10 protein-coding genes are annotated in these 11,912 nt (G+C 61.7%); 5 read left to right on the top strand and 5 right to left on the bottom strand.

The window, feature by feature from the left end; genetic code table 11:
• Window positions 1-58: 58 nt before the first annotated feature.
• Together FPL22_RS03920 and FPL22_RS03915 are read right to left on the bottom strand one after the other, a co-directional pair.
• Window positions 59-637: a PEP-CTERM sorting domain-containing protein gene (locus FPL22_RS03920; RefSeq protein ID WP_144228798.1), complete on the bottom strand. Its 579-nt coding sequence runs from the start codon at window positions 635-637 to the stop codon at window positions 59-61.
• Window positions 638-881: 244 nt separating this feature from the next.
• Window positions 882-1,652, bottom strand: coding sequence for a helix-turn-helix domain-containing protein (locus FPL22_RS03915; protein ID WP_144228797.1), 771 nt, complete (start codon window positions 1,650-1,652; stop codon window positions 882-884).
• 129 nt (window positions 1,653-1,781) lie between these two features.
• Here FPL22_RS03915 and FPL22_RS03910 point away from each other — a divergent pair, with 129 nt between their 5' ends.
• Both FPL22_RS03910 and FPL22_RS03905 read left to right on the top strand, forming a co-directional pair.
• Complete coding sequence (locus FPL22_RS03910; RefSeq protein ID WP_144228796.1) at window positions 1,782-2,936, top strand: Gfo/Idh/MocA family protein; 1,155 nt, start codon at window positions 1,782-1,784, stop codon at window positions 2,934-2,936.
• A 578-nt stretch (window positions 2,937-3,514) separates the two neighbouring features.
• Window positions 3,515-4,222: a zinc metallopeptidase gene (locus tag FPL22_RS03905; RefSeq protein ID WP_144228795.1), complete on the top strand. Its 708-nt coding sequence runs from the start codon at window positions 3,515-3,517 to the stop codon at window positions 4,220-4,222.
• 81 nt (window positions 4,223-4,303) lie between these two features.
• Here the strand turns inward: FPL22_RS03905 and FPL22_RS03900 are convergent, their stop codons facing one another.
• Together FPL22_RS03900 and tyrS are read right to left on the bottom strand one after the other, a co-directional pair.
• A complete protein-coding gene (locus FPL22_RS03900) occupies window positions 4,304-4,681 on the bottom strand; it encodes a hypothetical protein (protein WP_144228794.1) in 378 nt (125 codons plus the stop codon).
• A gap of 177 nt (window positions 4,682-4,858) precedes the next feature.
• Window positions 4,859-6,136, bottom strand: coding sequence for a tyrosine--tRNA ligase (tyrS, locus tag FPL22_RS03895; RefSeq protein WP_144228793.1), 1,278 nt, complete (start codon window positions 6,134-6,136; stop codon window positions 4,859-4,861).
• Between the two features lie 154 nt (window positions 6,137-6,290).
• On the opposite strand from tyrS, the gene FPL22_RS03890 reads away from it, so the two are divergent.
• Window positions 6,291-7,568, top strand: coding sequence for a dicarboxylate/amino acid:cation symporter (locus tag FPL22_RS03890; protein ID WP_144228792.1), 1,278 nt, complete (start codon window positions 6,291-6,293; stop codon window positions 7,566-7,568).
• Here FPL22_RS03890 and FPL22_RS03885 read toward each other — a convergent pair.
• Window positions 7,561-9,744: an ATPase, T2SS/T4P/T4SS family gene (locus tag FPL22_RS03885; protein WP_162525182.1), complete on the bottom strand. Its 2,184-nt coding sequence runs from the start codon at window positions 9,742-9,744 to the stop codon at window positions 7,561-7,563. The genes FPL22_RS03890 and FPL22_RS03885 overlap by 8 nt on opposite strands.
• 100 nt (window positions 9,745-9,844) lie before the next feature.
• Here FPL22_RS03885 and FPL22_RS03880 point away from each other — a divergent pair, with 100 nt between their 5' ends.
• Together FPL22_RS03880 and zwf are read left to right on the top strand one after the other, a co-directional pair.
• Window positions 9,845-10,276 carry a YraN family protein gene (locus FPL22_RS03880; protein WP_144228790.1) on the top strand — a complete coding sequence of 144 codons (432 nt, stop codon included), beginning with the start codon at window positions 9,845-9,847 and terminating at the stop codon, window positions 10,274-10,276.
• Window positions 10,277-10,371: 95 nt separating this feature from the next.
• On the top strand, window positions 10,372-11,910 hold the full coding sequence (zwf, locus tag FPL22_RS03875; RefSeq protein WP_144228789.1) for a glucose-6-phosphate dehydrogenase: 1,539 nt from the start codon (window positions 10,372-10,374) through the stop codon (window positions 11,908-11,910).
• Window positions 11,911-11,912 lie beyond the last annotated feature (2 nt).

Below are 11,912 nucleotides of genomic sequence, written 5' to 3'. Positions count from 1 at the left end.
AGTAGGCTGAGGAGAACCAGAAGCGGGGAGCTATCCGTCGGCGCGCGGGCGGGCGTTTTTAAGCTACCGATCTGCGGCGGAAGACGAGGGCGGCGAGGGAGGCCGTGCCCATCAGGAGGGCGGCGGAGGCGGGTTCGGGGATGGACAAGGGGCCGTAGGGGCCTGCGAACAAAGCGGTGTGCTCTTCGGGGTTGGGGCCGTTATAATTTATCACCAGCAGGTAGGTGTAGCCGCTGGGATCATCCGCGTTGCTGAAGGAGATGTAGTCGTTGTCTTGGTTCTTGAAATCAATCGAGCCTCCCATCTCGCCATCGGGCCCGCCGGTGAACTGAAACTCGGTGCCGGTGATGACCAGTCGGGAATATTCGGGACTAAACCAGAAGTTGTCCTCCGTGAACACGTGGCCGCCGTCGAATGTGAGCGTCATGTGAAAATTGGTAAACGGATCGTAGTCGTAGATGCCATCCGCGGGATACGACCCCGCAACGCTCAGAATACCTGTGCCAACCTGCGTCTGCACGCCCTCGACATCGGCATAGAACACGGTCGTGAACGTGGTCAGCGGCACCACCGCCGAAGCGAACGTGGCCAGACAGGTGAGAGCAAGGAGGGCCAGGGAAGTCCGGAGGGTTCGCATGGGATTGGTTTTTGGAGATTAATCCCATCGGCTGTTACTAGCGAGAATGAAGGGGGCGGCCGGAGGTGGCTGTCGCCCCGTTTAAGGTGGAAGTTGAAGATTAAGGGAGCGCGCTGCGCGAAGTAGCGAGTAGTGGGTAGTGAGTAACGAGTAGTGGACGCCAGTGGCAGTAAGCAGCTGTCAGTTCGCGCTAGGGTTCGTTGTTCGGACTACTCGCTACCCGCTACTCACTACGCGCTACTTTTCACGAACGTCGCCAGTCGCTGGGGGTCGAGCCGGTTTGCTTTCTGAACCAGCGGGCGAAGTAGTTGGGGTCGTCGAAGCCGGCGCGGGCGGCGGCGTCGGCGATGGTGGCGTCGTCGCGGAGGGATTTTTGCGCGGCTTCGAGGCGCAGGCGGTCGCGGAGGGCGCGGAGGCCGACGCCGGTTTCGCGTTTTAACTTTCGGTTGAGGTAGTCGGGTTGGTAGCCCGTTTCCTTGGCGACGGCGGCCAGCGGGGCGGGCGTGCGGAGCAACGTGCTCACGCGTTCGAAGAGCGGGACCGGGCCGGCGGGGGCGGCGCGTTCGGGGGACGACTCGAGGAGGCGGGCGATCACGGCGATGATCGCGGGGTAGTCGGAGAGGGTGAGGCGACCTTTGCGCGGGACGCGGGCGAGGAGGTCGTGGAGTTCGTTGAGCGTGCTTTGCGGGAGCTTGCGGTGGCCGCTGCGGACGCGGTTGTGCGTCTCCAGATCGTAGTCGAGCACGAGGCAGAGCGGGCGGCTGGAGCCTTGTTGCGAAAAGCCGTGGGGCATGCCGGCGGGGATCACGAAGAGGTCGCCGGCGTGGGCGTCGCGGCGGCGGCCTTTGATCGTCTGCCAGCCTTCGCCGGAGAGATACAGGATGAGCTGGGTGAAGTCGTGTGTGTGCTCGGCGACCTCGGCTTCACGGTGGCGGTTGAGTTGCAGTTTACGCAGGACAAAACCGAGGGCTTGAATCTCGATTTTTTGGATGAGGATGGGGCTCCAGGCTAGCATCGGGGTGAGTCGGATTGGTGCTAGCAAAGGTCGGCTTAGTTCTAACGGCAAGACTTGGTTGCGCGTATGATGTGGCCGCTCAGTCAACCCCCGAGGCTTTCCCCCTTTCGTCCCTTTTTCTCAAATACCATGACCACACATAAAGTCGGCATCATCATGAACGGCGTCACCGGCCGCATGGGAACCAACCAGCATTTGCTGCGCTCCATCGCGGCGATCATCGCGCAGGGCGGCATCAAGCTGTCCGACGAAGAGGTGATCATGCCCGATCCGATCCTGGTCGGTCGCAGTGCTTCCAAGCTCGCCGCACTCGCCGTGCGCGCAGGTTTGCCCGAGGACCGCATCACCACGAATCTCGACACCGCGCTGGCCGATCCGAACAACATCATCTACTTCGACTCGACCCTGACCGGTCAGCGTCCGACCGGCGTGCGCAAGGCCATCAAGGCCGGCAAACACATCTACTGCGAAAAGCCCACCGCCACGACTTCCAAGGAAGCGCTCGCGCTCTACAAGGAAGTGACCGAGGCCGGCCTCAAGAACGGCGTTGTCCAGGACAAGCTCTGGCTGCCCGGCCTCGTGAAGCTCAAGTGGCTCATCGACCAGGGCTTCTTCGGCAAGATCCTCTCCGTGCGCGGCGAGTTCGGTTACTGGGTGTTCACCGGCGAGCACGAGAAGCTGCAGCGTCCGTCGTGGAACTACCGCAAGGAAGATGACGGCGGCATCATCGTGGATATGATCTGCCACTGGCAGTATGTGATCCAGAATCTCTTTGGCGACATCAAGAGCCTGACCTGCATCGGTGCGACCCACATCCCCGAGCGTTGGGACGAAGCCGGCAAGAAATACAAGTGCACCGCCGACGACGCCGCCTATGCGACGTTCGAGCTGCACAACGGCGCGATCCTTCACTTCAACTCCTCGTGGGCCACGCGCGTGGACCGCGACGACCTGCTCACCCTGCACGTGGACGGCACGCACGGCACGGCGGTCGCGGGTCTGCGCGATTGCAAAGCCCAGTCGCTCGCGGCCACCCCGCGTTGCACCTGGAATCCCGACATCGACAGCCCGATCAAATACAAAGACGGCTGGACCCGCGTGCCGGACCAGGCCGTCTATGACAACGCCTTCAAGGTGCAGTGGGAGCTCTTCCTCAAGCACGTCGTCAAGGACGAGCCGTTCCCCTGGACGCTCAAGGAAGGCGCCAAGGGCGTTCAGCTCGCCGAGCTCGCGCTCGACTCGTGGGCGAAGCGCAAGTGGGTCGATGTGCCGAAGCTGGCCTGAGCTGCTCAGCCGAGCTGAGAAGTAGCGGGTAGCGGGTAGTGAGTAACGAGTAGTCGGACTCACTGCCTGCGGCGAGCGGGCTATGAGCCTCTAAAATCAATTCGCAGACGGCGCAATTGCGCGCGTCGTTTGTGTGTTAGGGAAATCCGACGCCGGGGAGGTTTTAAACCCTCTCCGGCGTTTCCGGTTTTCAGGAGCGGAGGAGGAGCGGATGAGGGGCGGAGTTATTAACGCAGAGGTCGCGGAGATCGCGGAGGGAGGAAGAGGGCGGAGGCGGTGCTGAGGCTGGAGGTTTAATGCAGAGGGCGAGGGGAGGGAGCGAAGGACCGGCCAAGGTTCGGCTAGAGGACGATTAAGCGGGCTTTGCTCTTACTTTGCGGTTTGGCGTCGTTGCGTTTCAAATTCCGGGACCGGGCGGGTGGTTTATAAACCGGCGGAACGTTTCCATGGCGGGAACTTTCACTTGCACGGGGCTGCGCACGAATGATTTGAAACTCAGAGCGATTTGACGTGTCGGGGTTGCGACGACCGCAAGTCGCGGTTCACTCCTCTTTTATCATCAGCCTTATTTTCCTCCCATGAACTCACTCTGGTATCTCGCCATCTTGATCGGTCCGTTTCTCTTTGGTCTCTACGCGCAGATGCGTGTGCACGGCGCCTACAATAAAAACGTGAAGATCCTGTCGCGCGGTCGCATCACGGGTCGCGAGGCGGCCGATGCGGTCATGCGTTCCGCCGGCATCACCAATGTCGAAATTGTGCAGGTGCCCGGGCAGCTGACCGACCACTACGATCCGATCCATCGCCGCCTGGCGTTGTCGGAGCTCAATTACAACGGCACCAGTCTTGCCGCGCTCGGCGTCGCCGCCCACGAGGCCGGTCATGCGATCCAGCACAAGGTGGGCTACGCGATGATGAACGTGCGCCAGACGCTCGCGCCCGCCACGCAGATCGCCGCGGGTGTTTCCAACTACGTGATCATGGGCGGCGTCCTCCTGCTGACGTTCCTCAAAAATCCCCTCGGCTACCAGTTGCTCGTGGTCGGTGCCATCGCGCTCGCCGTAATCGTGTTGTTTCAACTCGTGACGCTGCCGGTCGAGTTCGATGCGAGCCGTCGGGCCAAGGCGCAGCTGGTGACGCTCGGCATCCTGGATAAAGACGAAATGAAGGGCGCCAACGAGACGCTCGACGCGGCCGCGCTGACTTATATCGCGGCCTTCGTCGCGGCCCTCGGCTCGCTGATCCATGTGCTGATGATCCTCGCGGGAAATCAGCGTCGCGACTGACGAACCCCGTCGGCCTGCTGACCGCGGCACGGCAAAGGCCGACCGCGGTCATTTTTGTTTATGAGCGCCGGAGACGGCGGCTCAGAAGGTGGTCCACTTTAGGAACAGGTTGACGAGGGGGTCGCAGGCCCGGTGGATGCTAAAGCTCGACTGGCCGCCCTTCCAGAACGTGATGGCCGGCTTCGGAGCATGGTCAGAGGTGCGACGACGGCGCACGCGGATGCGGTTGCCATTCCACGCGGCGATGCGCTGGAGATGTTGCTGGGTTTCCAGGTTCCGCTGTTGCTGCGCGAGCTGTTGATTGAGGTGCGCGACGCGGGCTTTGATGTAGTAAGACCGGGCGCGAGACTCATCGCCCTCGGCGTCACAAAGGGCCTTTCCGTAAAGGCCCCGGTCATAGGTTTGCAGGGTCAATTCATCGACCGCCTGCGCGTAAACCGGCAGTATGCTATCGTTCATGGGGTAAGGGGTGATTACCCTAGAATAGTAAAAATTTTATTAATCAAGCCCCAAGGCGGAGATTAACGGGCAACCTGTTGCGCACGAGGGAAGCGGGCGGCTTCCTCGTGCACAACGTTGTCAATGGAGGCCCGGCGACGCCCCGGTCATCGGGCAGGCCGGGCTAGTGCGATCTACTCAGGCGACGTTGAGGACGGCGTAGGTGCGCTTGCCCTTGCGCAAGAGCACGTGCTTGCCGAAAAGCAGGTCGGCGGGCGTGAGGGTCTTGGCGATGTCGGCGCACTTCACGTTGTTGATATACACGCCGCCGCCCTCGATGTCTTTTTTGGCCTGGCCCTTGGACTGCGAGAGGCCGGCGTGGACGAGGGCATCGGTGAGGCCGAAGCCGGGGGCGTCGAGTTGGGCGGTGGAGACTGACTGGGTGGGAATCTCGCCGACGACATCGCGGAAGACCTCCTCGGTGGTGTCGCCGATCTCGGCACCGAAGAGGATGTCGCTGGCCTTGAGCGCGGCGTCGAGCGCGGCTTGTCCGTGGACGAGACGCGTGACCTCGCGGGCGAGGGCCTTGTGAGCCTCGCGCGGGCCTGGGTTGGCGGCGTGTTTGGCTTCGAGCTCCTCGATCTCGGAGCGGGAAAGGAAGGTGAATTTGCGCAGGTATTCGGAGACCTTGGCATCCTCGGTGTTCACGAAGAACTGGTAGAGCTTGTAGGCGCTGGTCTTTTCCGGATCGAGCCAGACGGCGCCGCTGGCAGTTTTCCCGAACTTGGTGCCGTCGCTCTTGGTGATGAGCGGGAACGTCCAGCCCCAGGCGGGGACGGCGAGTTTTTTGCGGATGAGATCGGTGCCGGCGGTGATGTTGCCCCACTGGTCGGAGCCGCCGATCTGGAGTTCGCAGGCGAACTTGTCGCGCAGGTGCAGGAAGTCGTGCGCCTGGAGGAGCTGGTAGCTGAACTCGGTGTAGCTGATGCCGGAGTCACCCTCCATGCGGGACTTCACGGAGTCCTTGGCGAGCATGACATTCACCGAGAAATATTTTCCGACGTCGCGGAGGAAATCGAGGAGGCTGATCGGCGCGGTCCAGTCGGCGTTGTCAACGAGGCGGGCGGGGTTGGCGGGGGCGTCGAAGTCGAGGAGCTTGGAAAGCTGGCCCTTGATGCACGCGATATTGTGCGAGAGCTGTTCGCGCGTGAGGAGATTGCGCTCGGAGGAGCGGCCGGACGGGTCGCCCACCATGCCGGTGGCGCCGCCGGCGAGGGCGAGCACGTGGTGGCCGGCAAGTTGAAAGCGTTTCAACGTGAGCTGGCCCATGAGATGGCCGACGTGGAGGGAATCGCCGGTGGGATCGAAGCCGCAATACAGCGTGATGGGTCCTTCGCTCAGGCGCTTGGTGAGCGCATCAAGGTCGGTGCAGTCGGCCAGGAGGCCGCGCCATTGGAGATCTTCGATGAAGGACATGTTGGGAAAGTAGCGAGTAGCGGGTAGTGAGTAGCGAGTAGGCGGAGGGAGTCTAGAGCTAAGAGTGGATGGGGAGACGAGGATAGGGGCGTGACGTAACTGAGGGCTGGTCATTAATAAAAATGTTGGCCAACAGTATCCGCCCTTTTACCCCATGAAGTTTTTCAAGCACCTCTATGTCCAGGTCCTGATCGCGATCGCCCTGGGTATCGCGCTCGGTGAGTTTAACCCCGATCTCGGCGCGCAGATGAAGCCGCTCGGCGATGCGTTCATCAAGCTGATCAAGATGCTGATCGGCCCGATCATCTTCCTGACGGTGGTCGTGGGCATCGCGGGCATGGGCGACATGAAAAAGCTCGGCCGCGTGGGCGCGAAAGCGATGTTCTACTTCGAAGTCGTCAGCACGCTGGCGCTGGTGATCGGCATGGTCGTCGTGAACATCGTGAAGCCCGGCGAGGGCATCAATGCGGACGTGAGCACGCTGGATGCGAGCGCGGTGGCGAGTTACACCAAGGCGGCGGCGCATCAATCAACCGTGGAGTTCCTGCTGCACGTGATCCCGAACACCTTCGTGAGCGCGTTTTCCGAAGGCGAAATTTTGCAGGTGTTGCTGGTGTCGGTGATGTTTGGCTTCGCGCTCTCGCGTTTGGGTGACCACGCGCGACCGGTGATTGTTTTGCTCAACGAAGTGTCGAAGGCGTTTTTCGGCATGGTCAGTCTGGTGACCAAAGTCGCCCCGATCGCCGCGTTTGGCGCGATGGCGTTCACCATCGGAAAATACGGATTGGGCAGTCTGGTCTCGCTCGGGAAATTGATGCTCTGCGTTTACATCACGTGCGCGTTTTTCGTGTTCGTGGTGCTGGGCATCATCGGCCGCCTGCACGGCTTCAGCGTCATCCGCCTGCTCGCGCACATTAAGGAAGAAATCTTGATCGTGCTGGGCACGTCGTCGTCGGAGAGTGTGCTGCCGCGCATGATGCAGAAGATGGAGGACATCGGTTGCGCGCGTCCGGTGGTGGGCATCGTGCTGCCCGCGGGGTATTCGTTTAATTTGGACGGCACCTCCATCTATCTGACAATGGCGGCCATCTTCGTGGCGCAGGCGACGAACACGCCACTGACGCTGACGCAGGAGCTGACGATCCTCGGTGTGTTGTTGCTGACCTCAAAGGGCGCGGCGGGCGTGACAGGCAGCGGTTTCGTGACGCTGGCGGCGACGCTCGCCTCGGTAAGCCATATTCCGGTGGCGGGCCTCGCGCTGCTGATCGGCGTGGACCGGTTCATGTCCGAGGCGCGCGCGTTGACCAACCTCTGCGGCAACGCGGTCGCGATGGTCGTCGTCGCGATGTGGGAAAAGGCGTTCGACCGGAACAAGGGCCGGGCGATCCTGTTGAAACCGCCGGCCGAGGAGCCCGCGCCGACGCTTACTTGATCAAGTCGGGCGGGACGTTGGACAGGGCTTCCTCGATGGTGGTGAGACCCATCTTGACCTTGAGGATCGAATCCTGGTGGAGCGTCTTCATGCCATTGCGCATGGCGATGCGCTTCAGCTCGGCGACCTCGACCTCTTTGTTAATGGCGTTGGTGAGCTCCTCGTTGTTGATCATGAGCTCGTGGATGCCGACGCGGCCCTTGTAGCCGGTGCCGCTGCACACGGGGCAGCCCTGCGGGTTGGCCTTGAAGATCTGGCCGCTCCAGCCGATGGCCTCGTCCATGATCTTCTTTTCACGACCGGCGGGCTCATAGGGCTGTTTGCAGTTTTTGCAGACGCGGCGGAGGAGGCGCTGGGCGCAGACGCAGACGAGCGAGGCGGAGATGTTGAACGGCTCGACGCCCATCTCGCCGATACGCGCGATGGTGGAAGGCGCGTCGTTGGTGTGCAGCGTGGAAACGAGCAAGTGACCGGTGAGCGCGGCCTCGACGGCGATCTGCGCGGTTTCCTCGTCGCGGATTTCGCCGACGAGAATGATGTCGGGGTCCATGCGCAGGTAACAGCGAAGGGCGCGGGCAAAGGTGAGGCCGATGGCGCGGCTCATCTGCATCTGGTTGATGCCGGCGAGCGTGTATTCGATGGGATCCTCGGCGGTCTGGATGTTGACATCGGGCGTGTTCACTTCGCCAAGGGCGGAGTAGAGCGTCATCGACTTGCCGGAACCGGTCGGACCGCAGTGAAGAATCATGCCGTAGGGCTGGCGGATGCACTCACGGTAACGCTCGAGATTCTCCTCCGAGAAACCGAGGGCGGGCAGGGGCAGGGTGCTCTTGGTCTTGTCGAGAATACGCATGACGACCTTCTCGCCGTGGTTCATCGGACCGGTGGCGACGCGCAGGTCGATATCGATGTTCTTCTTCGTGTATTTCTTGAAGACGATGCGGCCGTCCTGCGGCAGGCGGCGCTCGGCGATGTCGAGGTTGCACATGATCTTCAGGCGCGTGACGAGACCGTTGGCTACCTGGCGGGGAAGACGGAGCTTTTCCTGGCAGAGACCGTCGATACGGTAGCGAATGATCAGGTCCTTTTCCTGCGGCTCGATGTGGATGTCGGACGCGCCGCAAATGTAGGCATCCTCGATGATGCGATTGGTGAGCTGGATGATGGGGCCGGACTCCTCGTTTTCGAGGTCGGCGACGCTGACTTCGCTTGCACCATCGGAGGAGTAAGCCGAGGTGATGACATCGGCGACCTTGGAGATATCGCCATCGCCGTTGCTGACCACCGCGTCGTTCTTAAAATGCTTTTTAAGGAGGGCCTCGATGAGGGTGATCGAAGCGATGTGGATCTCGTCGATGACCAGCTCGGTGGCCTGCTGGAACGACTCGCGGCGCGCGTAGTCGAGCGGGTTCGTCATGAGCACGCCAATGGAATTGGGCGACGTGCGCTTGCAGGGGAAAATGTGTTCGCGGCGGATGATCGCGTCGCCGATGGCGGTGACGAGATTGTCGTCGATGGCGATCTCATCGATCTTGGTGACGAGCGGATGGTCGGTGAGGCGGGCGATGAACTTGGCGGTGTCATCGGGGCTGGGCTGGAACTTCGGATCGAGCATGCGCTGGATGAGCGCGGCGGAATACTCGGCGACCTCCTGGAGCAAGTGCAGATCTTCGTCGGAGAATTCGTTGTCGGCACGGACGGCAGGCTCTTTGTTGAGCAGCTGGATGGCGCCGATCACGACGTTGCCGGTCTTCAAGGGAACCGTGAGCATCGAGCGCACCTCGAAGCCGGTCGTCTGCGCCATAGATAGCATCATCGGGACCTGCGTCTCGGTGTTGCGGAAGAACACGGGCTTACCATCAGCGATGACCTTGCCCACGATACCCTTGCCGGTGGGAAGTTTCAGTTCGAGCAGCTTGGCGGCGGTGGCCTTGAACGCGGCGGCCTTGGTCTCGTCGCCATTCCACAGGGTGGGCGAGTAGTAAACGTGACGAAAAACGATGTCGTTACCCTCGACGAGATAGAGCGTCATCGACTGCGCCTGAAGGGCCTCGACGATCTTCGAGGCGGTCAACTCGATGACGGACGCAACATCCTCGCGGCTCGGCGTCGGCTTGGAGATGACCTTGATCAGAAGGGAGCGGCGGAGAGTGTTGGCGAGTGAGTGCGTGGCCATGTGACGTGATTTTAGACGCGAATCGGTGGAGTCTGGAATTGCCAGCGGCGCCGTGGGCTCGCAATGACAATCACCACGCGCGGCGATTGCGGTGCGACTTATGTGGCAACGCTTAAAGTCTTGTCTGGGATGCATTCCGTTTCTCAAGCCGGTATCGACCGGTGAACGCGGAGAGCGGCTGGCGGCGGGCTTCTTGCAAGGTTTGGGCTACACCGTGGTGGCGCGCAACTGGCGGAGCCCGCAGGATCGGCGCGACGAAATCGACCTCGTTTGCCGCGAGGGCGAAGTGGTGGTGTTTGTCGAGGTAAAGACCCGTGCGGCCGGGGCGCTGGTCGCCGGCTACCATGCGGTGGATGCGCGTAAAAAGAAGGTCGTGCGCCGGGCGGCGACGGCCTACCTGCGGCTGCTGCGACCGGCCCCGCTCACGTATCGCTTCGATGTCGTCGAGGTGTCCATGCCGGCCGACGGCGGGGCACCCGAGGTGCGGCACTACGAGAACATTGAGCTTTTCCCCAAGCATTTCCGTCCGTGAGCAATCATGACCGGAATTGTGCTAATCCATGCGGATAATTCACCGCATTAGCCTTGCTTGAGCCCGTGCGGCTTTGCGAAATTCAGTCCTTAATCATGGCCGAAGCCCAACGTCATCCGTTTCTTCAAGGACTCAGCAAGCATCGTGGAAGTGCTCCCACGGTTGTCGTCATTTTCGGCGCTTCCGGCGATCTCACCGCCCGCAAGCTCATCCCGGCGATCTACAATCTCAGTTTCGACAACCTGTTGCCGGCTGATTTCTTCCTGGTCGGCTACGGCCGCAAGGCGATCCCCGACGAGGAATTCCGCACCGATGCCGCCGCCGCCATCAAAGAGTTCTCCCGCCGCGAGCTGAACGAGGAAGTCTGGGGCCGCGTCGCCCAGCGCACGACCTACGTGGCCGGTGGTTACGACGACAAGGCCGCGTTTGACCGTCTCGCCGCTCATATCGCCGAGATCGAAAAAAACCTCGGCCGCGAAGTGCAGGCGCTCTTCTACATCTCGACGCCGCCTTCGGTCTTCGCGTCGATTCTCCTCAACCTCGGCGCCAGCGGTCTCGCTTCCAAGTATCTCGGCAAACCGCATCACTCGAAGGTCATCATCGAAAAACCCTTCGGCAAGGATCTCAACTCGGCCCTCGCGCTAAATCAGACCATCCGTCAGGTGCTCGAGGAACATCAGGTGTATCGAATCGACCATTACCTGGGCAAAGAGACGGTGCAGGACCTCTTGGTGCAGCGTTTCGCAAATTCCATTTTTGAACCGCTCTGGAATCGCAACTACATCGATTCCGTCCAGATCACGGTCGCCGAGGAAGTCGGCGTCGGCACTCGCGGCGGTTACTACGAGCAGAGCGGCGCGCTCCGCGACATGATCCAGAATCACACGATGCAACTGGTCGCGCTTACCGCGATGGAGCCGCCCGTCTCGCTCGATGCCGAGGCGATTCGCGACGAAAAGGTGAAGCTCCTCCGCGCCATCCAGCCGCTCAATCTCGCCCCTGGTGGCGACGTCGCCCGCGCTCAATACGCCGCCGGCATGATGGGCGGAAAACCCGTCAAAGGTTATCTCGAGGAAGAGGGCATCAACCCGCAATCCGCCACCGAGACCTACGCGGGCATCCGTCTTTCGATCAACAACTGGCGCTGGCAGGGCGTCCCGTTCTACCTGCGTTCCGGCAAGCGCATGGCGCGCCGCGTCACGGAGATCGCGGTCAACTTCAAGCGTCCGCCCGGCACCTTGTTTGCCGAGAGCGAGCGCTTCAATCTCGCGCCCAACACGCTCGCGTTCCAGATCCAGCCCGATGAAGGCCTGAGCCTCGTGCTCAACGGCAAGATTCCCGGCCTCGAGACGCGCACGCAGCCGGTGAAGATGAACTTCCGCTACTCGACGACCTTTGGCTCCAACACGCCCGAGGCCTACGAGCGACTCGTGCTCGATGCCATGACCGGCGACGGCACGCTGTTCATCCGCGGCGACGAAGCCGAGACCTCGTGGAAACTTTACACGCCCGTGCTCGAAGCCTGGGCCAAGGCCGGACGCGAAGGCATGGACAGTTATCCCGCCGGCTCCTGGGGGCCGCCCTCGGGCGACGCGCTCACCGCCAAGAACAACCACATCTGGCGTCAGCCTTAACC

The sequence above is a fragment of the Rariglobus hedericola genome (assembly GCF_007559335.1).
GTDB classification, from domain to species: Bacteria; Verrucomicrobiota; Verrucomicrobiia; order Opitutales; family Opitutaceae; genus Rariglobus; species Rariglobus hedericola.
The sequence above is the reverse complement of the archived record's forward strand: the minus strand, read 5'-3'. Positions and strand labels throughout refer to the sequence as shown.